Source organism: Thiohalophilus thiocyanatoxydans (assembly GCF_004366735.1).
GTDB lineage: Bacteria > Pseudomonadota > Gammaproteobacteria > UBA6429 > Thiohalophilaceae > Thiohalophilus > Thiohalophilus thiocyanatoxydans.
In genome coordinates this window covers 71,903-93,795 of sequence record NZ_SOQX01000008.1, presented here as the reverse complement: position 1 = coordinate 93,795, position 21,893 = coordinate 71,903, and the positions used below count along the sequence as shown (strand labels likewise).

Here is a 21,893-nt window from a genome sequence, read left to right as displayed (position 1 = left end):
TGCGGGCAATGCCCGATACCGCTAGCGCTTTATCGGGCCTACGAGCTGAAGTAGGGTGCGTCCCACGCACTGCCTCGCCACTCGGCCCTCGTAACTCGTCCCTGTTTTTATAGCGGAAACACCACCATGTGATCCAGCGCCAGATCGACCGTGACATTATCCCCGACGGCAAAGTCATGGTGGCTGGGGAACAGCGAGAGCACCTCGGTTTCGTCTTCCAGCTTCAGGGTATAGAGAATCTCGGCGCCCTTGAAGGCCCGCTGCTGTACGCTGGCCTGTAATGGCCCGTCCGGATCGTAGACGATATCGTCGGGGCGCAGCAGCAACTCCACCTCCGATCCGGGCTCCCATTCATAGGCGCGGTCGCCGCTAATGGTTCCCAGCGGCGTTTTGACGGTGTCCGGGCTGAGCAGGGTGCCGCGCACGAAGACTCCCTGGCCGATAAAGTCGGCCACGAAACGGTTGGCCGGCGAGTGATACAGGTTATAGGCCGTGTCACGCTGCAGGATATGGCCCTCGCTCATGACCCCGATCTGATCGCCCATGGCAAAGGCTTCGTGCTGATCGTGGGTCACCAGAATGCCGGTGATGCCCTGTTGCTTGAGAATCCCGCGGACCTCGTTGCTCAGGCGCTCGCGCATTTCAATATCCAGGTTGGAAAACGGCTCATCCAGCAGAATGAGTTCAGGCCGGGGTGCCAGTGCCCGGGCCAGCGCCACCCGTTGCTGTTGTCCACCGGACAGCTCATGGATATAGCGATCGCCCATGCCGTTGAGGCCGACGATTTCCAGCATTTCATTGGCAATTCGTTTGCATTCGGCCTTGCCCAGATGGCGCAGTCCAAAGGTGATGTTGCCGCACACGTCCATATGCGGGAACAGGGCGTAATCCTGGAATACCATGCCGATACGGCGTTTTTCAGGCGACAGGGTGTAGCCCGGATAGGAAATCCGCTGATCGCGCAGGCGGATTTCCCCGGCGTTCACGGGCTGGAAACCGGCGATGGCGCGTAACACCGTGGTCTTGCCGCAGCCGCTGGGCCCCAGCAGACAGACCAGATCCCCCTGGTTGACGTGTAGATTCAGGTTTTCGACCGCGATAACACCGCGATGCCGGCATTCAATCTGTTTCAGTTCGAGCAGGGGATGTTCCACGTAACACCATGATATTCAATCAGTTCAGACCTGAATCATATCAGATTCGGCGCGAAGCGTAAGCCTCTGTCTGCGCATGTGGCGCCTCTGCCCGCCAATCGTCACAAAAACTTCACCGACTTTTAACATCACTGTAAGACACCACCCACAAACTTCTCCCCGTTCATTTGCACACAACAGGTGTTGTGTTGTCACCACAAACTATTTGGGGAAGAGATATGAAAAAGAAACTGATTGCGCTTGCAATAGCAGGCTCTCTGGCGACACCCATGTTGGCTCACGCCGCACCGACGGTTTACGGCAAACTGCATTTGTCTTATGGCAGCGTGGAAGAAGAGTCCGGCGGTGTGACCACTACGGACAACTGGCAGCTGCGTAGTCACGCCTCCCGCGTCGGGGTCAAAGGCGATCATGATATGGGTAACGATCTGCAAGCCATCTACAAGTTTGAATGGCAGGTGGATTACGAACAGGGGGTCGATGCCGGACTGGACCGCCGTAACATGTATGCCGGTCTGAAAGGTGACTGGGGCGAGGTGCGCTTCGGCCGTCATGATACACCGCTGAAAATGGCTCAGGGCAAGTTTGATCTGTTTGGTGATACCGACGCGGATCTGAAAAACGCCGGCGATCAGGACGGTGAAAACCGCCTGGATAACGTACTGGCCTATCTGGGCAAGTCAGGCAACATCCAATACGCCATTGCCCTGATTCCGGGAGAAGGTGACGGTAGCACGACAGGCGATGGTCCGGCCGATACTATCTCCGCTTCAATTGCCTATGAAGACGGTCCGTTGTATGTCGCGCTGGCTCAGGACTCGCATGATGATACAGCCGGTCAAAGTGAAAACAGCATGACCCGCCTGATCGGTACCTACAAGATGGGTGGCTCACAACTTGGTCTGATGTACCAGACCGGGGTTGAAGGGGCGACAACTGCCGGCCAGGAAGAAGACTGGCTGGGTGTCAGCTTCAAGACCCGTATGGGCGCCAGAAACAGCTTCAAGGCGCAGTACATCATGGTGGAAGACAATGAAACTTCTCAGCGCGAAGGCACCCTGATGGCTGTCGGTGTTGATCACAAGTTTAACAAGCAAGCCACTGGCTATCTGATGTACTCCAGCCTGGAAGAAGAACTGGCTGGCGCCACCGACGTGGAAAACAACTTCCTCGGTGCCGGGCTGGTCCTGAAATTCTAAAGCGGATTCAACAGAATAAAAGAGCAAGGACAATCGGCAACAGGGAGGCTGTCGTCGCACTGAGAGTTGTTATGTGTACCCAAGTACCCTGACGTGTGAGAGCGTCAGGGTTTTTTTATGTCATCCGCTAATACACGCGAATTAACACGAATTCAATTCTCGGTATTCGCGTTTATTGGCGAGTCCAGACCGTTTGGGGAACACTTATCGCAGCTGCGGTTCCAGTTCGGTCGGCACGGCCAGCAGATGTTCGAGCAGGGCCTTCTGGCTGTGCAGGCGGTTTTCCGCCTCTTCCCAGACCACGCTGTTCGGGGCGTCGATGATCTCGGTTGTGACTTCCTCGCCGCGGTGCGCGGGCAGGCAGTGCATGAAAAGCGCATCCTTGTTGGCCAGTGACATCAGTTCGGTATTGACCTGAAACGCGGCGAATTGTTGCATGCGCAGTTCCTGTTCCTCTTCCTGGCCCATGCTGGCCCACACATCGGTGGTGATCAGATCGGCGCCGCGCGCGGCGGTCTCGGGATCATTGCTCAGGGTGATTCGATCGCCCGCGGCGGCGACGATTTCCGGCTCCGGCTCGTAACCGGGCGGGGTGGCGATCTGCAGCTGAAAATCGAACTGGCGTGCGGCATTGATATAGGAGTGGCACATATTGTTGCCGTCCCCGATCCAGGCCACGGTCTTGCCTTTGATGGCGCCGCGATGCTCGCGGAAGGTCTGCATGTCCGCCAGCAACTGACAGGGGTGATAGAGATCGGTCAGGGCGTTGATCACCGGTACCCGCGAATACTCGGCGAAGCGTTGCACGGTGTCATGGGCAAAGGTGCGAATCAGGATGATATCCACCATGCGCGACAGCACCCGGGCGCTGTCCTGTACCGGCTCGCCACGGCCGAGCTGGGTATCCCGGGGCGACAAAAAGATCGCGTGTCCGCCAAACTGGACCATGCCGGTTTCAAAGGAGACACGGGTGCGGGTGGAGGATTTGTCAAAAATCATCCCCAGTACCTTGTTCTTCAGCGGTTCATAGATCGCGCCGCGCTGCTGCATCTGTTTGAGTTCGATGGCCCGGTCGATCAATTGATCGAGAACGTGGGCCTCGAAATCCAGCAGCGTCAGAAAATGTTTTACCATGTTCAAAATCCTCTTGGAGAACCTCAGGCAAGAAAGGTCTGAATCAGTTCGCTAACCCCGCTGACAACCTGGTCGGCCTGTTCATCGCTGAGAATCAACGGCGGTAGCAGGCGGACCGTGTTACCGGCGGTGACATTGATCAGCAGTCCCTTGTCGAGCGCCCGGGTCATCAGTTCGCCGCAGGGCCGATCCAGTTCTACTGCGAGCATCAGTCCCTTGCCCCGGCATTCGACCACCCCGTCGGTATTCGCCAGGTTGTGGTAGAGGCCGTTGAGCATGTGCTGGCCCAGCCAGCCGGCACGGGCGGCCAGTTGTTCCTGTTCCAGGGTGTCGATCACCGCCAGGGCGGCGGCGCAGACCAGCGGATTGCCGCCGTAGGTGCTGCCGTGCTGACCGGGCTGGAACAGCCCGGCCGCCTGGCCGCGCGCCAGGCAGGCGCCGATGGGCACGCCGTTGCCCAGCCCCTTGGCCAGGGTGACGATATCCGGCTGGATGTCGCTGTGCTCAAAGGCGAACCAGCGGCCGGTGCGGCCCATGCCGGTCTGGATCTCGTCGACGATCAGCAACCACTCCTGTTCGTCGCACAACCGGCGCAATTGTGGCAGGTAGTCGTCGGCGGGAATCCGGATGCCGCCTTCGCCGGTGATCGGCTCGACCATTACCGCAACGATGTCATCCCGCAGGGCGGCCAGCTGTTCGATCGCGTCCACATCGTCATAGGCGACATGCACAAAACCGGGCAGCAGCGGCTCGAAGCCGGCCTGGATTTTCGGGTTGCCGGTGGCGCTCAGGGTGGCCAGGGTGCGGCCGTGAAAGCTGCCGTCCATGACCACGATGGTCGGATTGGCGATCTGTTTTTGCCGCCCGTGCAGGCGCGCCAGCTTGATCGCCGTCTCGTTGGCCTCGGCGCCGGAATTGCAGAAAAAGGCGTTGTCCATCCCGGCCAGATCGGTCAGCCGCGCGGCCAGCTGCTCCTGTTTGGCGATGTGGTACCAGTTGGAGGTATGCACCAGGGTGCGCGCCTGCCCGGCGACGGCCTCGGCGACCGCCGGATGGGCGTGGCCCAGGCCGCAGACCGCCACCCCGCTCAGGGCGTCGAGATAGCGCTTGTCGTCGCTGTCCCACAGCCAGGGGCCCTCGCCGCGAACAAAGGTCACGGGCAGCGGCGCATAATTGTGCATCAGATGATCGGCCATTTTTCAGGTTCCGCTAATTTACCGGTTCAGGAAAATAAAACGGCAGCCCTGCTCGGACTGCCGGAAAACCGTCAATTTTAGCCCCCCACGGCCCGAAGTCAACAAAACCTGTTGACTTCGGGAGGGCCGAGGGACGAGGGACGAGTGACGAGGCGGGGTTGTCGGGGCCGGGATTAAATAAAAACGGCCCGATTGTCGGAGACAATCGGGCCGTTTTGTTTGGCTGACACGTTCTGTCAGGAAACAGGGGAAGAGTTGGCGGGGTCGCGGGGTTTGTTTTCCTCGTCCCTCGTAACTCGTCCCTCGTCCCTGTGTTTTTAGAACGGCATCCCGTGCATATGCCCTGTCATGCCGAGGATCATCGGAATGGAGAGCAGGGTGTTGGTGCGCGAGGCCATCAGGGCGATGGTCTTGGCCTTGGCTTTTTCGGCGTCGGAGGCTTCGACCAGACCGAGGACCTTCTTCTGGTTCGGCCAGATCAGGACCCAGACGTTGAACAGCATAATGGTGCCCAGCCAGGCGCCCATGCCGATAACCTGGTAACCCTGCTGGAAGGTAAACGCGGCAACAAAGCCGGAACCGTCTCCAGTATGCATGGCTTCCAGCGCCAGGGCACCGGTGATCCAGGTGGCCACGGCGGCCCAGCGGAACCAGAGCAGGGCACGGGGGGCAACGTACTTGCCGATGGCCGCCGGTCCGGGGCCGTCAGAGTCCGCGGTGGCAACAGCCTGGGCGGGAACCTGAACGAAGTTGAAGTAATAAAGCAGACCAATCCAGGTGATCCCCACGAGCACGTGGACCCAGACCCAGAATTCCAATGGATTGACGGCACCGCCGCGACCCATCACAAAGATGATGATGATCGACAGGATGATGCCCGAGACGATTGTTCCGGTAATCGACTTGAGTGGATTCATAGCGGTTTATTCCCCTCTGATATTGATGAGTTTGTTAGATTGTTCTGCGGAGCTTATTTTGAGTATTTTACTATAGTATTCTCCCGGCGGTCACCCCTGTTTCGCCGGCTTCGCTTCAGAAGCCGCGGCGGGTGCTACAATCGCCAACTGCAAAACAGATTAGTGTGTTTCATGGATGCTGTCGACCTGAGTATTTTTTCCAGCCGGCTGGATGCGGTGTGCGACGAAATGGGCGCCGTGCTGCAGCGTGCCGCTTTCTCGCCCAACATTCGCGATCGGCTCGATTTCTCCTGTGCCATTTTCGATGCGCAGGGTCGGCTCTGCGCCCAGGCCGCGCACATTCCGGTCCATCTGGGCAGCATGGCTTATGCCATGCGGGACATCGTTCGTCACATTGATTGGCAAGCGGGGGACATGGTGATCGTCAACGATCCCTATCTGGGCGGCACCCATCTGCCCGACGTGACGGTGATCGCGCCGTTGTTTGTGGCCGGCGAATGTCTCGGCTATGTGGCCAATCGCGCTCATCACGCGGATATCGGTGCCGAGTCCCCCGGGTCCATGCCCCTCTCCTCCACCCTGGAAGAGGAAGGGCTGGTGCTGCCGCCCACCAAACTGGTGGTAGCCGGGGAACTGGACAGCGCCCTGCTCGAGCAAATCGTCGGCCAGGTCCGCAGCGATGCCACCGGACGCGGAGACTTTGCCGCGCAGATGAGCGCCAATCGTGCCGGCCTCGGCCGCCTGGCGGAACTGATCGCGCCGCTGGGCAAGGCGGCCTTCGTCAGCGCGCTGGCACAACTCAATGACTATGCCGAGCGCCTCGCCCGCACCGCCCTGACAGCGATTCCCGACGGGGACTACGCTTTTGTCGATTACCTGGATGATGACGGCCTGGGCCATACCGATCTGGCGATCGCGGTGAAGCTGCGGGTGCGTGCGGGCGAGGTGAGCGTGGATTTTGAGGGCACCGCGCCGCAGACCCCCGGCAATGTGAACTGCCCGCTGTCGGTGGCGGCCGCCGCGGTCTATTACGTCTTCCGCTGTTTGATGCCGCCGCAGACCCCGGCCAGTGCCGGCAGTTTCCGGCCCCTTACCCTGCAGGCGCCCGAAGGCTGCCTGGTCAATGCCCAGCGCCCGGCGGCGGTGGCCGCCGGTAACGTGGAGACCAGCAGCCGCATCGTCGATGCGGTCATGGGTGCGCTGGCACAAGCCATTCCCGGGCGCATCCCCGCCGCCAGTCACGGCAGCATGAACAACCTGGCCATGGGCCATGCCGGGGGGGCCGGCGTTCCGGCATGGGACTATTACGAGACCATCGGTGGCGGCATGGGCGCCGGCCACGCTGGCGGCGGGCTCGATGGGGTGCAGACCCACATGACCAACACCCGCAACACCCCGCTGGAAGTGCTCGAAGCCAACTACCCGGTGCGCCTGCGCCGTTACGCCCTGCGCAGCGGCTCCGGCGGCGCGGGGCAACGGCGCGGCGGCGACGGCCTGATCCGCGAATTCGAATTCCTCGCCCCCGCCTCGGTCACCCTGTTAACCGAACGGCGCACCCACGCCCCCTGGGGACTCGAAGGCGGCGAAGCGGGGCAGCCGGGCATCAACCGCCTCAACGGCGAACCGTTACCCGGCAAGATCCGTCTCAATGTGAATGTCGGTGATGTGTTGAGCATCGAAACGCCGGGTGGAGGTGGTTTTGGCAACGGAGGGCCGAGGGACGAGTGACGAGGGACGAGGAAAAGCAGTAACGATAAAGACGGAAGAAACAATCAGACTGTTGTGGTATTTCTCCGAATATTTATGACAAAGTAATTTAATTCAAATTTTGAAGGATGAGTGATGGGTTTCCTCGTCACTCGTCCCTCGTAACTCGGACCTGTATTTTGAGGGACGAGGAAAAGCATTAACCACGAAGACGCGAAGACACGAAGGAAAACAAATCGTTTTCTACATCCACGAGCTTTGGATTTTCTGCTCATATATGAGCAGCAGAGACAGGCTGCTATTCTCGAAGATAGCATTTGCAAAGCGTCTTTGATAAAAAGATATTGATTTTAATTGAGGGTCGGGAATGTGGTGTTTCCTCGTCCCTCATCCCTCGTAACTGGGCCCTGTTTTTTTGAGTGACGAGGAAAACATTAACCACGAAGACTCGAAGGCACGAAGGAAAACAAATCGTTTTCTACATCCACGAGCTTTGGATTTTCTGCTCATATATGAGCAGCAGATACAGGCTGCTATTCTGGCAGATGGTCTTTGGAAGTTGTCTCTGATACAAAGATATTAAATTTAATAGGGACGGGAACGTGGTGTTTCCTCGTCACTCGTCCCTCGTAACTCGGACCTGTTTTTACATGTGTGGCATCTGCGGCGAATTAAGGCTCGACGGTAAACAAGCGGAACGGGATTCGGTCAAGCGGATGCTGCCGGCCCTGGCGCGGCGCGGGCCGGATTTTGAGGACAGCTGGTCGAAGGATCAAATCGCGCTGGGACACCGGCGGCTGGCGATCATCGATCTTTCCGAACGCGCCAATCAGCCGCTGGTGGATCGTGAGCTGGGTCTGGTGCTGGTGTTCAACGGCGCCATCTACAACTATCGCGAACTGCGCGCCGATTTTATCAAGCAAGGTTATTCATTTGTGTCCGAGGGCGACTCGGAAGTCATTCTCAAGGCGTATCACAAATGGGGCGAACGCTGTCCCGAGTATCTGCACGGCATGTTCGCCTTTGCTATATGGGATATGAATAACCAGTCGCTGTTCCTGGCCCGGGATCGGATGGGCATCAAGCCGCTCTATTATTCGCTGGACAACAACCGCCTGCTGTTTGCCTCCAATCTGCAGGCGGTGCTGGCGGCCGGCGGGGTGGATACCGACGTGGACCCGGTGGCCCTGCATCACCAGTTCACCCTGCACGGTGTGGTGCCGGCGCCGCATACTATTTTAAAGGGTGTGCGCAAGCTGGTGCCCGGCACCAGTCTGACTTTCACGGTCGATGGTCAGTGTCGCGAACGCCGTTACTGGCATTTAAAAGCTCAACGCCCGGCGCAGCCGAAAAGCGAAGCCGAATGGACCGAGGCGATTCACGATGCCCTGCGCGATGCCGTGCGTAAGCGCTTGGATGTGGCCGATGTGCCGGTGGGGGTGCTGCTCTCCGGCGGACTGGATTCCAGTTTGCTGGTGGCCTTACTGGATGAGGCGGGCGTCAGGGATCTGCGTACCTTCTCGATCGGCTTCGAGGATCAGCCCGAGGAGAAGGGCAGCGAGTTTGAATACTCGGATCAGGTGGTGGAACGCTACCGGACCCGGCACCAGAAATACCACATTCCCAACGAAGAGGTGCTGCCGCGCCTGCCCGAGGCGGTGGCGCAAATGGCCGAGCCGATGTTCGGTCAGGATGCGGTGGCCTTCTACCTGCTCGGCGAGCGGGTCTCGCAGGAGGTCAAGGTGGTGCAGAGCGGCCAGGGCGCCGACGAGGTGTTCGCCGGCTACTTCTGGTTTTCGCAGATGCAGCAGGATACCGAGGGCACGGACGTGGAACGCTTCGCCCGCTATTACTTCGATCGGCCGCACAGCGAGTTCAACGAGATGGTTACCGCCCCTTATCGCGGCGAGGATGTGACCCGCGAGGCCATCGCCGGCCTGCTGGGCGAGCCGGACGCCGACGAATTCATCGACCGGGTGCTGCGCATGGATGTCACCACCCTGATCGTCGACGATCCGGTCAAACGGGTGGACAACATGACCATGGCCTGGGGGCTGGAGGCGCGGGTGCCGTTTCTGGATCATCAGCTGGTGGAGCTGGCCGCGCAAATGCCGCCCGAGCTCAAGCTGGGCAACGGCTCCGGTGGCGAGGGGCCCAAGCACATCCTCAAGCGGGTCGCCCGCGGGCTGGTGCCGGACGCGGTGATCGACCGGCCCAAGGGCTATTTTCCGATGCCGGCGCTCAAATACGTGCGCGGCGAATTCCTTGATTTTATGCGGGATCTGGTCAATTCCGACGCCTGCCGGCAGCGGGGGATCTACGACCGCAACTATGTGGACAAGCTGCTGGCCGCGCCGGATCAGTACTTTACCGCCCTGCAGGGGAGCAAACTCTGGCACATGGCCCTGCTGGAACTGTGGTTTCAGACTCACGTAGACCCCTTGAAAAGTACCTGATCCGACAGCATCTGAGAATACACAGGCCGCCTTTTATACCAGAGTATTTTGCTATGGTATTTTTCCGGCAAAGCGGGTATATTAGGCCTTACTGATTTTAGTGGCGCGCTCCAGTGGCGTTGCCGACCACAAACACCATATATCGAGGTGCGAGTAATGGATGCATTGGAACGAATCGACGACATCGTCAAAAAGAACCCGGTTGTGATCTTTATGAAAGGCACACCCACCATGCCCCAGTGCGGCTTCTCCAGCCGGGCAGCGCAGGCGCTGATGGAATGCGGCAAGGAATTCGCCCACGTCAACGTGCTGACCGATCCGGAAATCATGGAAAACCTGCCCAAGTACCAGAACTGGCCGACCTTCCCGCAGATCTACATCAACGGCGAACTGGTCGGCGGCTGCGACATCACCCTGGAAATGTACCAGAAGGGTGACCTGCAGAAAGCGGTGGGTGAAGCCGTCCAGTAACGGCAAGCCTCTTTCGCACGACCCAAAACCCGGCCCAGGCCGGGTTTTTTGTTTCATTTTTCGATGCTCTGGGAAATAACGCGGAGGTCGCGGAGGCGCAGAGGCGCGGAGAAAAGAATTGAGTTAATTGTTTGGTAAAGATTTAGTAGAAGCCTTGAGCTATCCTGTTCTAATGGTCGGATGATGAATAATCATGATAAGTACTCTGCGTCTCCGCGCCTCCGCGTCCTCCGCGTTTATTTAGATAATCTATCTATTATTTTTCAGCCTGATTTCAGCTTGACCTCCTAGACTGTGTCCCCAGAGTCAGGAGGTGGTTATGATGAATACAGAGAAAGAAGTCCGTGTCTGGGACATTTTTGTACGGTTTTTTCACTGGGCGCTGGTGTTGAGCTTTATGCTCGCCTATCTCAGCAGCGAGGATGAATGGCTGGGGGTGCATTCCTTTGCCGGCTATACCGTCCTGCTACTGATCAGCTTGCGCCTGATCTGGGGCCTGATCGGCACGCGCCATGCCCGCTTCAGTGATTTTGTCAAACGCCCCGCCGAGATCAAGCAGTATCTTAAAGAGGTGTTGCTGTTGCGACCCAAACGTTATCTGGGCCACAACCCGGCCGGCGGCGCGATGATTGTGCTGATGCTGATCACCTTGCTGGTGACGACATTGAGCGGGATGGCAACCTATGCCGTGGAAGAGGGCGCCGGGCCGCTGGCCGGCTGGATCGCGCACGAATCCGAGAGCTGGGAAGTGGTTGAAGAGGTGCATGAGTTTTTTTCCAACTTTACCCTGTTGCTGGCGTTGATCCATGTTGCTGGCGTGCTGGTGGAAAGTCTGCTGCATCGGGAGAACCTGGTGCGGTCGATGTTTACCGGCAAAAAATCATTACATACCGATCAATAGAGAAGGAGAGAAATAATGCGTAATAAATCCGTACTGTTCAGTCTGTTGGCGGCCGGGGGTATCGGCATCCTCGCCAGTCAGGGCATCGATGTGATGGACTCCGCCCGGGCGGATGATAAACTGGATTACAAGGAGGCCCGGGAACTGCGTCAGCAGGGGAAAATCCTCTCCCTGCAGGAAATCCTGAAGCGGGTTGAAAAGGACTATCCCGGCCAGGTCATCGAAACCGAGCTGGAGCGTGAACACGGCAGCTATGTCTATGAGCTGGAGATTCTGAGTGACAATGACCGGGTCATTGAACTGGAAGTGGATGCTGCCAGCGGCGAGATTCTGAAAACCGAGGAAGAGGAGTGAGACTTGCGACTGCTACTGGTCGAGGACGAAACGGAACTGGCCGAGTCGCTCAAGGCGAAGCTGATCGATGCCGGTTATGTCGTCGACCTGGCCCATGACGGGATAGAGGGTGAGTACCTGGGAGGGGAATTTGATTACGATGTGGCGATTCTCGATCTGGGACTGCCGGAACGCGCCGGTCTCGAGGTGTTGAAAAACTGGCGCGAGACCGGCATCACCACACCGGTGTTGATCCTGACCGCACGGGACAGCTGGCAGGACAAAGTCACCGGTCTGCAGGCCGGCGGCGATGATTACCTGGCCAAGCCGTTTCATAGCGAAGAGTTACTGGCCCGGGTTCAGGCGCTGATTCGCCGGCGCTATCAACCGGCGGGCGCACGCCTGCAGGGCGGAGAGTGGGTGCTGGATGAAGAGACCCGGACCGTCAGTAATGGCGAGCAAAGCTTTCAGTTGACCGGCACCGAATACCGGTTGCTGCGTTACTTTATGTTGAACCCGGGCAAGGTGCTGTCCAAGACCCGGCTTACCGAACACGTGTATGAAATGGACGCCGATCGGGACAGCAACGTCATCGAGGTCTATGTCCGGCGCCTGCGTGAACGATTGGGCAAGGAGATTATTCGCACGCAGCGCGGACAGGGCTATATCTTCGAGCCATGATATTTCGTTCCCTGCGTGCCAATCTCAACCTGGGGCTGCTGTTGACGGTGGCGATACTGGCGATCGCCCTGTGGGGCCTGATCGGTATTGCCGTCAAAGAAATCATCAGCGACTACATCGAAACCCGTCTGGAACATGATGCCGAGACGGTGCTGGTGGCGGCTCACATCGACGGCGACGGTCAGGTCAGCCTGGACCAGCAGAAAATCCAGAATATCTATCATCGGCCCTTTTCCGGCCATTACTTTGTGATTCATAACGGTGAACAGACACTCGCGTCCCGCTCCCTGTGGGATGAAACGCTGAGCGTTTCAGACACACCCGAAGCGGGCGACGTTACGCTGAGTCATCAGCCCGGCCCGCGCCGGCAGTTGCTGCTGGTTCGCCAGCAACATTATGAGAAACAGGGGCGGCAACTCTTGATCATTACCGCCGAGGACGTGTCGTCGATCAATGCCCAGATCACCCGGTTTCACTGGCAGTTCGGTTTACTGGTACTGGCGGTACTGGTGATTCTGCTGCTGTCGCAGACAGCTATTATTCATCTGGCCATGCGGCCGGTACGCCAGGCGCAACAGGCGATCAAAAAGCTGGAATCCGGCGAGGCCAGTGAACTGCCGGAAAACGTCCCGGCAGAGGTGCTGCCCCTGGTCAAAGAGATCAATCGCTTGTTACGCCAGCAGCAACAGCGCCTGTTGCGTTCCCGCCATGCCATGGGGGATGTGGCGCATGCCATCAAGACGCCGCTGGCCCTGATCCTCCAGTGGTACGAATCCCTCGACGAGGCGGAACAACAGCATCATGCCCCGGTTTTGCATCAGATCCGCAAGATCCAGCAACGGATTGATGACGAGCTGAAACGTGCCCGCCTCTCCGGCGATCGGCGCAGTCAGCGGCGCTTTGATCTGGATGACGATCTGCCCCCTCTGCTGGACACCCTCAAACGGCTCTATCAGGACAAAACGCTGCAAGTCGATGTGCACAGCACCATCGAGCCCCGCTTGCCGCTGGAACAGGAAGACGGCACCGAACTGCTGGGCAACCTGCTGGATAACGCATGGAAATGGGCCGCTAGCCGTATCCATCTCGGTTTTGACAGACAGGACGCGATGTTGTGCATCACCCTTGAAGACGACGGCCCCGGCATCGAACCGCAACACGCCACCACCCTGCTGCAACGCGGGCAACGCCAGGACGAATCCATCAGCGGCCACGGCATCGGCCTGTCCATCGTCAAACAGATCGTCGAAAGCTACCACGGCACGCTGCAACTGGATCGCAGCCCGGCACTCGGTGGGTTGCGGGTTGCGATCAACCTGCCTCTTTTCGGGGCCTCTGATTAATAACGCGGAGGACGCGGAGGCGCGGAGCCGCAGAGGAATACAATTTTAATATGCCGGATCATTTATGGAATTTGTCTTGATGATTTGCGTTTGAAAGCGATAAATATATAAAAAAGAACTGGTAAAATCGATATTTAGTCGTTAACCGGGTTCTTGATAAAATCCGTTTAAGTTAATAACACAATGATCTTTCTCCGCGTCTCTGCGTCTCTGCGACTCCGCGTCCTCCGCGTTATTTTCCCAGTGAATCCAAAAAGTGACTATTCCTGGTTAAGCCAGTCCCAGCGGTTGACGATGTGGCAGAACAGTTCGGCGGTGCGTTCGGCATCGTAGACGGCGGAGTGGGCTTCGTTGTTGTCCCATTCGATACCTGCTGCTTTGGCGGCGCGGGCGAGGACGGTCTGGCCGAAGGCGAGACCGCCCAGGGTGGCGGTGTCGAAGGTGCTGAACTGGTGAAAAGGCGTTTTCTTGAAGCCCTGACGTTTGGCCGCGGCCTTGATAAAGCCGAGATCGAAAAACGGGTTGTGCCCGACCAGAATCGCCCGGCTGCATTGTTGAACCCGGATTATCTCGGCGATCGGTTCAAAAATCAGCTCCAGGGCTTCGGCTTCCGGCTTGGCCATGCGAAACGGGTGATAGGGATCGATGCCGGTGAATTCCAGTGCCTTGGGATCCAGTTGCGCGCCCTCAAAAGGTTCGACATGGCAGGCAATGGTCTCGGTCGGTTTGACCTTGCCCTCGCCATTCATGGTGATGGGGACGGCGGCGATTTCGAGCAGGGCATGGCTGTGACAGTCAAACCCGGCGGTTTCCACATCAACCACGACGGGCAGGAAACCGCGAAACCGTTTGGAAATATGCGACATGGTACAGCCTTGAAGATTGCATGGTATTAGCGGGAATGCTTATTATCACAGTTCTGCTTCATACAGGAAAGAGAGAGGACGGGATTTCCATGAAACATTTGTATTCCAGTGTTCTGCGTATTGCCGTGGTTGGTCTGACGCTGTTGTCGCTGTCTGTTGCACAGGCACAACAGGGGCTGTTGTGGGAGATTAAACCCGAGTCAGGCAGTGCGAGTTATCTGCTCGGCACCATTCACAGCGAGGATCCCCGGGTCACTCAATTACCCCCGCCGATACAGAAGACCTTTGACCAGTCGGAGATCTTTTGTGCCGAAATGAAAATGGATGCGACCACGCAGATGCAGATGAGTCAGGGGATGATGTATCTTGATGGCCAGAAACTGGATGAGAAGATCGATCCTGAACTGTATGAAAAAACCCGATCATTGATCGCGCATTACGGTATTCCGGGACAGATGGTGCCCATGCTCAAACCCTGGGCCGCCGGGTTGCTGCTCAGTGTTCCCAAACCCGAATCCGGCAGGTTTCTCGATTATGTGTTGTATCAAACCGCGCAGGAACAGGGTAAGGAACTGTGCGGTCTGGAAACTCCCGAAGAAGTCGTTGAGCTGTTCGACAACACCCCGATGAAGACCCAGGTCAACCTGTTACAGGTTGCCGTCCGGGAATACAGTAATCTTGAACAGATGGTCGAGGAGATGCTGGATCTTTACCTGGCGCGCGATCTGGACAGGCTGCTCGAATACAGCGAAAAGGAACTGGAAAAATCGGGCAAGGATGTCAGCGCGCTGGTCAATGACCGTCTGATTGAACAGCGTAACCGCAACATGCTGGAAACCATGCAGGCGCAACTGGAAAAGGGCAATGCCTTTATCGCCGTCGGCGCCCTCCATCTGCCCGGCGACGTCGGCCTGTTACACATGCTGGAAGAACAGGGCTGTCGGGTTAAAGCCATCTATTAAAAATAGTTCTCAGTACTGAGAACTCAGAACTTAGAAGTAGGCCGGACAAAGCACAGCGGTGTCCGGCATCCCGGGAGTTGCCCGATACCGCTTCGCTTTATCGGGCCTACGACTCAGTGGGTAGGCCGGACAAAGCGCGAGCGGTGTCCGGCATCCGGGCCCTCCGGGCAGGTACCAGGGACGAGGTACGAGTAACGAGGTACAGAAGTAGGCCGGACAAAGCGCAGCGGTGTCCGGCATCCCGGGAGTTGCCCGATACCGCTTCGCTTTATCGGGCCTACGACTCAGCACTCAGAACTTAGAAGTAGGCCGGACAAAGCGCGAGCGGTGTCCGGCACCTCGAAGATTGCCCGATACCGCGTTGCTTTATCGGGCCTACGACTCAGAACTCAGAACTCATAAGTAGGCCGGGCAAAGCACCCTGCGTGCATAAACTCCGCGGTGTCCGGCATCCCGGGAGTTGCCCGATACCGCTTCGCTTTATCGGGCCTACGACTCAGCACTCAGCACTCAGAACTTAGAAGTAGGCCGGACAAAGCACAGCGGTGTCCGGCATCTTGGGAGTTGCCCGATACCGCGTTGCTTTATCGGGCCTACACTAAGAACTAAGAACTAAGAACTCAGTATTAATCTTTAATCCGCCAGTGAACGGTTTGGCCGGCGCGCAACGGAATAAGCTCTTCTTCGCCAAACTTCATGCTGTCGGCCACGGTCCAGTCTTCGCGGTTCAGGGTCACGCGATCGGTATTGCGCGCCAAGCCGTAAAAATCGGCGCCGTAGTGGCTGGCAAAGCCTTCCAGTTTGTCCAGCGCGTCGGCCTCTTCAAATGCCTCCGCGTATAACTCCAGCGCGGCATGGGCCGAATAGATCCCGGCACAACCGCAGCCCGATTCCTTGGCGTGGCGTGGATGCGGTGCGCTGTCGGTGCCGAGGAAGAATTTGCCGCTGTCGCTGATCGCCGCCCTGAGCAGCGCCTGGCGATGTTGTTCCCGTTTGAGGATTGGCAGGCAAAAGTGATGCGGATTCATGCCGCCGCGGAACATGGCGTTGCGGTTCATCAGCAGATGATGCGGGGTGATCGTGGCGGCCAGGTTGTCCGGACCGCCGCTCACGAACTCGGCGGCCTGTTGGGTGGTGATGTGTTCCAGCACCACTTTCAAGGTCGGAAATCGTTCGAGCAAGGGGCGCAGGGTGCGGTCGATATACACCGCTTCGCGATCGAAGATATCAATGTCCGGTTCGGTGGCTTCACCGTGAATCAGCAACGGCAGGCCGCTTTCGGCCATCGCCTCGATGGCGTCATAGGTCTTCTCGATCGCCGTGACTCCCGCCGCCGAGTTGGTGGTGGCGCCGGCGGGATAGAGTTTTACCGCATGCACGTCCGGATGCCCGGCGGCTTTATGGATTTCCTCCGCCGTGGTGTCATCGGTGAGATACAGGGTCATCAGTGGATTGAATGACGTTCCCTCCGGCAGTGCGTCCAGAATCCGTTGCCGGTAGGCCAGGGCCTGATCCAGCGTGGTCACCGGCGGTTTGAGGTTGGGCATGATGATCGCCCGGGCAAAGCGCCGGGCGGTGTCGCCAAGCACGTCCTGTAAAACCGCGCCATCGCGCACATGCAGGTGCCAGTCGTCCGGGCGGGTAAGGGTGAGTTGGTCCATGGAGGATATTATGCCGGTTATAAGGGGCAGGTGCCAGATTGGCGGTATGAAGAACAGCGGATTAGTGTTTGCTCCCCGCTCGCCCTTATAAGGGCGAGCGGGTCAGGGAGAAAGGGAACCGCTTTTGAAGGTCCCTGCTGGCCATCGCTTCCGTTTTGTCAGGGTGCCGGTTCGGATTCGATGGTCCCGCCGGGACGAACCCAGTCGTCGCCCTGCTGCTCGACTTCGAAGCGTGCCCACACGGCAAACTCTTCGCGGGTACAGGTGCCGGTGTTATAACGGCCCTGACCAGCGACGATCTTGTAGATGACCTTGTCGCGAGCGGGATCCTCGTGGGGCGACTCATCGATAATGTGACGTATCTGCCATTGGTTGCCGTGCTGACTATTGCTGTAATAGTGATCGAGCTTGATGTCTTCCGGTCGCAGGCACTTGCTTTCGGAGTATTTCGAAGCCAGTGAATAAAGCCGCTTCAGGTCGTCGGCGGTAATGTCCACCAGCAGATCCATCTTGCGCATGGCGTAATCCAGGTCATCCTGCGAGAGACTGGACTCATGTTCTTCCTCTTTTGTTTGTGCCGGGCGGCTTTGTCTAACAGATTTCATCAGACTGGCCGGGTAACGCCGCCAGGGGAACAGATAGTTGAATCCGATGGCGACCAGGAAGATGATAAACGAGTTCAGCAGCACAGGGGTCAGGACATACTGGTAACCGAGTGCATGAATGGCGTCACCGCCGATCACGGCGGCCAGAGCGGAGGCGCCGCCGGGCGGATGAATACATGAGAGATAATGCATCAGGGTGATCGCAATACCGACTGCCAGGGCGGCGGCGAGAAATGCATCGGGAACATACAGGTAACAGGTCATTCCGACCAGGGCGGAAACGCCGTTACCCCCCAGTACGTTCCAGGGCTGTGACAGCTTGCCGTGTGGTACGGCGAAGACCAGCACCGCCGAGGCGCCCATGGATGGCACGATCACGGCAGCGCCCTCGAAGCCGGTAAAGTAGTAGCTGATGACCGCGATCAGAAAGATACCGACAAAGCCGCCGGCACCGGAGGCAAGTCGCTCGGCATGACTGATCTGTTCGAAATCAAAACCGAAAAACGCTCTGACACTCATATTGATTTCCCCAAATTTAAAACTTCATTGTGCCGATAGCAGGAAGTGATATGGTCGTTGACCATGCCGACAGCCTGCATGTAGGCGTAACAGATGGTCGGTCCGACAAAACGAAAGCCGCGTTGCTTGAGATCGCGGCTCATGGCTTCGGAAATTCCGGTCGAAGCCGGTACGTGGCTATCGTCTTGCCAGTGATTTTGTATCGGTTGGCCGTCAACAAACTGCCAGAGGTAATCACTAAAGCGCCCCTGTTGTTCACGCAGTTCGAGAAAAGCCCACGCGTTGCTGATGGTTGATTCGATTTTTAATCGGTTGCGAATGATAGCGGAATTTTTCAGCAGTTGCTCTATTTGGGTGCGTGAGAAACGCGCGATCTTTTCCGCGTCAAAATTGTGGAAAGCCGCCCGATAGGCCTCGCGTTTTTTCAACACGGTGATCCAGCTCAGTCCCGCCTGGGCGCCTTCGAGGATCAAAAACTCGAACAGCAAGCGGTCATCGTAAACCGGCACGCCCCATTCGTGGTCGTGGTAGTCGAGGTAGATTTGATCGGGCCCGGCCCAGCCGCAGCGTTTTACCATGAAGCGCTCTTGTCTTTAGAAATGGTTGGCCACGCAGATTAATCAATCAGGCACGGCGTGTCCTGATCAATTTTTATGATGCATCAGATATTGCGATGGTTAATATCGAAATTTGTGAATTATAAGAGAGGCGACAGGATGACCGTTGTTCAGGTCAGTCATGGATACCGCCTTTGGTCAGGGCGGCGGGATCCAGTAGCTTCTTCAGTTCCGCTTCGGACAGATCGGTCATCTCCATGGCCACCTCGATCACCGGACGGTTCTCGGCATAGGCGCGCTTGGCGATGGCCGCGCCTTTTTCGTAACCGATGACGGGGTTCAGGGCGGTGACCAGGATCGGATTGCGTTCCAGGGCGGCCTTGATCGCTGCCTCGTTGACCTTGAAACCGGCAATGGCGCGATCGGCCAGCAGGCGGGCGCTGTTGCCCAGCAGCTGGATGCTTTGCAGCAGGTTGTAGGCGATCACCGGCAGCATGACATTGAGCTGGAAGTTACCGGACTGGCCGGCGACGGTAATGGTCGTGTCGTTGCCAATCACCTGCGCCCCGACCATGGCGGCGGACTCGGGAATCACCGGGTTGATCTTGCCCGGCATGATCGAGCTGCCCGGTTGCAGGGCGGGCAGTTCGATCTCGCCGAGGCCCGCCAGCGGTCCGCTGTTCATCCAGCGCAGATCGTTGGCGATTTTCATAATCGTGACCGCGACGGTCTTGAGCTGGCCGCTGACCTCCACCGCCGTGTCCTGGCTGGCCAGCCCGACGAACGGATTGGCCTGGGCGCTGAAGTCGATGGTGGTCTGGTTTGTCAACTCGCTGGCGACCGCCGCGCCGAAATCGGTGTGGGCGTTAATCCCGGTGCCCACGGCGGTGCCGCCCTGCGGCAGGGCCTGTAGGCGGGGCAGGCTGTTTTGCAGTCGCGCGATGCCGTCGCGAAGCTGATCCCGCCAGGTGTTGAGCTCCTGTTGTAAAGTGATGGGCATGGCATCCATCAGATGGGTGCGCCCGGTCTTGACCACGTCTTTGAGTTCATGGCCCTTGTGATCGATCGTCCCGGCCAGATGCTGTAAGGCCGGCAACAGTTGTTCGTGCATTTCCAGCGCGGCACTGACCTGCAGGGCGGTGGGAATCACATCGTTGGAGCTCTGGCTCATGTTGACGTGATCGTTGGGATGCACGGTCAGCGCGCTGTCGCTGGCCAGATGCGCGATCACCTCGTTGGCGTTCATGTTGGTGCTGGTGCCCGACCCGGTCTGAAAGACATCGATGGGGAAGTGAGCGTCGAACTCGCCGGCGGCAACCCGCCCGGCCGCCTGTTGAATGGCGTCGGCCCGCGCGCTGTCCAGCAGGGCGAGTTGCCGGTTGGCCCCGGCGCAGGCGTGTTTGACCAGGCCCAGGGCGCGGATAAAGGCGCGCGGCAGGGGCAGGCCACTGACGGGGAAGTTATCCACCGCGCGCTGGGTTTGCGCGCCGTACAGGGCCTCGGCCGGGACCTGCAGTTCGCCCAGGCTGTCTTTTTCGGTTCGGTATTCCTGGCTCATAACGTTTCCTGTGCGGCTGATTCGATAACTTCCCAGTCGCGGATTTTTTCTTCCACGACGCGCCATTGTTCGTCCGGCTCCAGTTCCAGCATGATGTCCTTGTTCAACACCACCGCTTTGCCGTTGCGGGCAGAGAGGGTCTCTTCCACCTCGAAGGCGGCCCGGCGCAGGGCCTGGGTCTTGATTCTAACCACTTTATAGCTAAGGCGGGCGAGCAGGTCGTGTTCGAATTCGTTTTTGCGCCGCTGGCGCCAGCCGTCATAGTCGATCGTCTCATGGCCGGGCACCCCGTAGACCCGGACATGGGGCGAGACCAGCGCCATATGCTTTTCCAGATCCTGGGTGGCCACGGACTGGCTCATGTTGTCGAGCCACTGATAGATCGCTTCTTCCTGAGACATGCTAAAACCCGATTTGTCTGACTGTGTGAGTGTCTGTCCGGGTTGGCCCAGGCCCGTTGCGGGTGCCAACCGGTCCACAGTTTTTAATTTTAGTTGCTGATTTTAAAGGATAATTATGCCTTTGTAATCCGCCGACGGGCGGGATTTTTCTTGACCTTGTGGGTTAAAACGTCGATCATACGCGGCTTTGATTTAGGGGATGGGGTAAAATACCCGTAACATCTTCATTTGGTTGCAAAAACAGACAAGGATCCCTAATGAATGACGCGGACAAAAAACGCCTGTTGCGGGAAATGATGTTTTTCCGTCGCTTCGAGGATCGCACGTTCGAAGCCTATATGGAACGCAAGGTCGGTGGCTTTTTGCATCTCTACTCCGGCCAGGAAGCGGTGGCCACCGGAGTTCTGGAGATGGCCAATGTCGGCAAGGGCCAGGAAAACGATTACGTCATCACCGGCTATCGCGATCATATTCACGCCATCAAGACCGGCGCGCAGCCGCGCGAGGTCATGGCGGAACTCTATGGCAAGGAGACCGGCTCCTCCAAGGGACGCGGCGGCTCCATGCATATTTTCGATGCCAGTCAGAATTTCATGGGCGGTTACGCCCTGGTGGGTCAGCCGTTTCCGCTGGCCGCCGGTCTGGCGATGGCCGCCAAGCACAAGGGCAGCGATCAGATTGCCATCTGTTTCCTGGGTGACGGCGCCAATAACCAGGGCACCTTCCACGAGACCATGAACATGGCCTCGGTCTGGGAACTGCCGGTGCTGTTCGTGTGCGAGAACAACCTGTACGCCATCGGCACCCACATCGATCGTTCCACGGCAGTCCGCGACCAGTACAAGCGCGTTTGCAGCTACGATATGAAGGCCAGTCAGCACGACGGCATGGACATCGACACCGTGATGGAAGCGGCCAAAGAAGCCGTTGATTACGTGCGTAACGAACAGAAACCCTATTTCATTGAATTTATGACCTACCGCTATCGCGGCCACTCCATGTCCGATGCCAAGGGCTATCGCACCAAGGACGAGGAAGAAGTGTGGATGAAGCGCGATCCCATTCGTCTTTACAGTGAGCGGCTGATCGAGGCCGGTCTTGTCACCGATGACGAGATCAAATCGATGGAAAAGGAAATCCTGGATGAAATCGAAAACGATGTCGTCAAGTTCGCCGAAGAGAGTCCGGAACCGAAGGTCGAGGATCTGAACAAATACGTACTGGACGATAACCCGGATCCGCGCTGGATCGGGCCACTGCAGAAATAAAGAG

The 21,893-nt window shown here is 58.0% G+C and carries 20 protein-coding genes; 10 read left to right on the top strand and 10 right to left on the bottom strand.

What is annotated here, in order from left to right; genetic code table 11:
* Positions 1-107 precede the first annotated feature (107 nt).
* Complete coding sequence (locus EDC23_RS12620; RefSeq protein WP_134085096.1) at positions 108-1,154, bottom strand: ABC transporter ATP-binding protein; 1,047 nt, start codon at positions 1,152-1,154, stop codon at positions 108-110.
* Positions 1,155-1,372: 218 nt separating this feature from the next.
* On the opposite strand from EDC23_RS12620, the gene EDC23_RS12615 reads away from it, so the two are divergent.
* Positions 1,373-2,353, top strand: a complete 981-nt coding sequence (locus tag EDC23_RS12615; RefSeq protein ID WP_134085095.1) for a porin — start codon at positions 1,373-1,375, stop codon at positions 2,351-2,353.
* 204 nt (positions 2,354-2,557) lie between these two features.
* On the opposite strand, the gene argF is transcribed toward EDC23_RS12615, so the two are convergent.
* The 3 genes from argF to EDC23_RS12600 all read right to left on the bottom strand — a co-directional run bounded on the left by argF (position 2,558) and on the right by EDC23_RS12600 (position 5,600).
* The gene (argF, locus tag EDC23_RS12610) at positions 2,558-3,487 is read right to left on the bottom strand and encodes an ornithine carbamoyltransferase (protein ID WP_134085094.1); all 930 of its coding nucleotides are present in this window, start codon (positions 3,485-3,487) and stop codon (positions 2,558-2,560) included.
* 23 nt (positions 3,488-3,510) lie between these two features.
* A complete protein-coding gene (locus EDC23_RS12605) occupies positions 3,511-4,683 on the bottom strand; it encodes an acetylornithine transaminase (RefSeq protein WP_134085092.1) in 1,173 nt (390 codons plus the stop codon).
* Between the two features lie 317 nt (positions 4,684-5,000).
* Complete coding sequence (locus tag EDC23_RS12600; RefSeq protein ID WP_134085091.1) at positions 5,001-5,600, bottom strand: urate hydroxylase PuuD; 600 nt, start codon at positions 5,598-5,600, stop codon at positions 5,001-5,003.
* A gap of 171 nt (positions 5,601-5,771) precedes the next feature.
* On the opposite strand from EDC23_RS12600, the gene EDC23_RS12595 reads away from it, so the two are divergent.
* The 7 genes from EDC23_RS12595 to EDC23_RS12565 all read left to right on the top strand — a co-directional run bounded on the left by EDC23_RS12595 (position 5,772) and on the right by EDC23_RS12565 (position 13,492).
* A complete protein-coding gene (locus EDC23_RS12595) occupies positions 5,772-7,328 on the top strand; it encodes a hydantoinase B/oxoprolinase family protein (RefSeq protein WP_134085090.1) in 1,557 nt (518 codons plus the stop codon).
* A gap of 629 nt (positions 7,329-7,957) precedes the next feature.
* Positions 7,958-9,763, top strand: a complete 1,806-nt coding sequence (locus EDC23_RS12590; protein ID WP_134085089.1) for an N-acetylglutaminylglutamine amidotransferase — start codon at positions 7,958-7,960, stop codon at positions 9,761-9,763.
* Between the two features lie 156 nt (positions 9,764-9,919).
* A complete protein-coding gene (gene grxD / locus EDC23_RS12585; protein ID WP_134085088.1) occupies positions 9,920-10,234 on the top strand; it encodes a Grx4 family monothiol glutaredoxin in 315 nt (104 codons plus the stop codon).
* A 319-nt stretch (positions 10,235-10,553) separates the two neighbouring features.
* Positions 10,554-11,135, top strand: coding sequence for a cytochrome b/b6 domain-containing protein (locus EDC23_RS12580; RefSeq protein WP_243830788.1), 582 nt, complete (start codon positions 10,554-10,556; stop codon positions 11,133-11,135).
* Positions 11,136-11,150: 15 nt separating this feature from the next.
* Positions 11,151-11,489: a PepSY domain-containing protein gene (locus EDC23_RS12575; protein ID WP_208321377.1), complete on the top strand. Its 339-nt coding sequence runs from the start codon at positions 11,151-11,153 to the stop codon at positions 11,487-11,489.
* Positions 11,490-11,492: 3 nt separating this feature from the next.
* Positions 11,493-12,149 (top strand): response regulator transcription factor, encoded by a 657-nt coding sequence (locus EDC23_RS12570; protein WP_134085086.1) that lies wholly within the window; start codon positions 11,493-11,495, stop codon positions 12,147-12,149.
* Positions 12,146-13,492 carry an ATP-binding protein gene (locus EDC23_RS12565; RefSeq protein ID WP_134085085.1) on the top strand — a complete coding sequence of 449 codons (1,347 nt, stop codon included), beginning with the start codon at positions 12,146-12,148 and terminating at the stop codon, positions 13,490-13,492. Before EDC23_RS12570 ends, EDC23_RS12565 begins: the two co-directional genes overlap by 4 nt.
* A gap of 260 nt (positions 13,493-13,752) precedes the next feature.
* On the opposite strand, the gene rnt is transcribed toward EDC23_RS12565, so the two are convergent.
* The gene (gene rnt / locus EDC23_RS12560) at positions 13,753-14,358 is read right to left on the bottom strand and encodes a ribonuclease T (protein ID WP_134085084.1); all 606 of its coding nucleotides are present in this window, start codon (positions 14,356-14,358) and stop codon (positions 13,753-13,755) included.
* Between the two features lie 89 nt (positions 14,359-14,447).
* Here rnt and EDC23_RS12555 point away from each other — a divergent pair, with 89 nt between their 5' ends.
* Entirely contained in the window at positions 14,448-15,320 is an 873-nt protein-coding gene (locus EDC23_RS12555) for a TraB/GumN family protein (RefSeq protein ID WP_166668873.1), read from the top strand.
* A 626-nt stretch (positions 15,321-15,946) separates the two neighbouring features.
* Here EDC23_RS12555 and pyrC read toward each other — a convergent pair.
* The 5 genes from pyrC to EDC23_RS12530 all read right to left on the bottom strand — a co-directional run bounded on the left by pyrC (position 15,947) and on the right by EDC23_RS12530 (position 20,621).
* Positions 15,947-16,981, bottom strand: a complete 1,035-nt coding sequence (gene pyrC / locus EDC23_RS12550) for a dihydroorotase (RefSeq protein ID WP_134085081.1) — start codon at positions 16,979-16,981, stop codon at positions 15,947-15,949.
* A 158-nt stretch (positions 16,982-17,139) separates the two neighbouring features.
* Complete coding sequence (locus EDC23_RS12545; protein ID WP_134085080.1) at positions 17,140-18,105, bottom strand: HPP family protein; 966 nt, start codon at positions 18,103-18,105, stop codon at positions 17,140-17,142.
* Entirely contained in the window at positions 18,102-18,683 is a 582-nt protein-coding gene (locus EDC23_RS12540) for a DNA-3-methyladenine glycosylase I (RefSeq protein WP_134085079.1), read from the bottom strand. The genes EDC23_RS12545 and EDC23_RS12540 overlap by 4 nt, the downstream gene beginning before the upstream one ends.
* Before the next feature lie 154 nt (positions 18,684-18,837).
* Positions 18,838-20,220, bottom strand: a complete 1,383-nt coding sequence (locus EDC23_RS12535; RefSeq protein WP_134085078.1) for a class II fumarate hydratase — start codon at positions 20,218-20,220, stop codon at positions 18,838-18,840.
* Positions 20,217-20,621 (bottom strand): hypothetical protein, encoded by a 405-nt coding sequence (locus tag EDC23_RS12530; protein ID WP_134085077.1) that lies wholly within the window; start codon positions 20,619-20,621, stop codon positions 20,217-20,219. Before EDC23_RS12530 ends, EDC23_RS12535 begins: the two co-directional genes overlap by 4 nt.
* 257 nt (positions 20,622-20,878) lie before the next feature.
* On the opposite strand from EDC23_RS12530, the gene pdhA reads away from it, so the two are divergent.
* A complete protein-coding gene (gene pdhA / locus EDC23_RS12525) occupies positions 20,879-21,889 on the top strand; it encodes a pyruvate dehydrogenase (acetyl-transferring) E1 component subunit alpha (RefSeq protein ID WP_134085076.1) in 1,011 nt (336 codons plus the stop codon).
* The last annotated feature ends 4 nt before the right edge of the window (positions 21,890-21,893 follow it).

Excerpts from the sequence above, each read along its gene's own strand:
- EDC23_RS12615 (WP_134085095.1), top strand. The coding sequence starts at position 1,373 with ATGAAAAAGAAACTGATTGCGCTTGCAATAGCAGGCTCTCTGGCGACA.
- argF (WP_134085094.1), bottom strand. The coding sequence starts at position 3,487 with ATGGTAAAACATTTTCTGACGCTGCTGGATTTCGAGGCCCACGTTCTC.
- EDC23_RS12605 (WP_134085092.1), bottom strand. The coding sequence starts at position 4,683 with ATGGCCGATCATCTGATGCACAATTATGCGCCGCTGCCCGTGACCTTT.
- EDC23_RS12600 (WP_134085091.1), bottom strand. The coding sequence starts at position 5,600 with ATGAATCCACTCAAGTCGATTACCGGAACAATCGTCTCGGGCATCATC.
- EDC23_RS12595 (WP_134085090.1), top strand. The coding sequence starts at position 5,772 with ATGGATGCTGTCGACCTGAGTATTTTTTCCAGCCGGCTGGATGCGGTG.
- EDC23_RS12590 (WP_134085089.1), top strand. The coding sequence starts at position 7,958 with ATGTGTGGCATCTGCGGCGAATTAAGGCTCGACGGTAAACAAGCGGAA.
- grxD (WP_134085088.1), top strand. The coding sequence starts at position 9,920 with ATGGATGCATTGGAACGAATCGACGACATCGTCAAAAAGAACCCGGTT.
- EDC23_RS12580 (WP_243830788.1), top strand. The coding sequence starts at position 10,554 with ATGATGAATACAGAGAAAGAAGTCCGTGTCTGGGACATTTTTGTACGG.
- EDC23_RS12575 (WP_208321377.1), top strand. The coding sequence starts at position 11,151 with ATGCGTAATAAATCCGTACTGTTCAGTCTGTTGGCGGCCGGGGGTATC.
- EDC23_RS12565 (WP_134085085.1), top strand. The coding sequence starts at position 12,146 with ATGATATTTCGTTCCCTGCGTGCCAATCTCAACCTGGGGCTGCTGTTG.
- rnt (WP_134085084.1), bottom strand. The coding sequence starts at position 14,358 with ATGTCGCATATTTCCAAACGGTTTCGCGGTTTCCTGCCCGTCGTGGTT.
- EDC23_RS12555 (WP_166668873.1), top strand. The coding sequence starts at position 14,448 with ATGAAACATTTGTATTCCAGTGTTCTGCGTATTGCCGTGGTTGGTCTG.
- pyrC (WP_134085081.1), bottom strand. The coding sequence starts at position 16,981 with ATGGACCAACTCACCCTTACCCGCCCGGACGACTGGCACCTGCATGTG.
- EDC23_RS12545 (WP_134085080.1), bottom strand. The coding sequence starts at position 18,105 with ATGAGTGTCAGAGCGTTTTTCGGTTTTGATTTCGAACAGATCAGTCAT.
- EDC23_RS12540 (WP_134085079.1), bottom strand. The coding sequence starts at position 18,683 with ATGGTAAAACGCTGCGGCTGGGCCGGGCCCGATCAAATCTACCTCGAC.
- EDC23_RS12535 (WP_134085078.1), bottom strand. The coding sequence starts at position 20,220 with ATGAGCCAGGAATACCGAACCGAAAAAGACAGCCTGGGCGAACTGCAG.
- EDC23_RS12530 (WP_134085077.1), bottom strand. The coding sequence starts at position 20,621 with ATGTCTCAGGAAGAAGCGATCTATCAGTGGCTCGACAACATGAGCCAG.
- pdhA (WP_134085076.1), top strand. The coding sequence starts at position 20,879 with ATGAATGACGCGGACAAAAAACGCCTGTTGCGGGAAATGATGTTTTTC.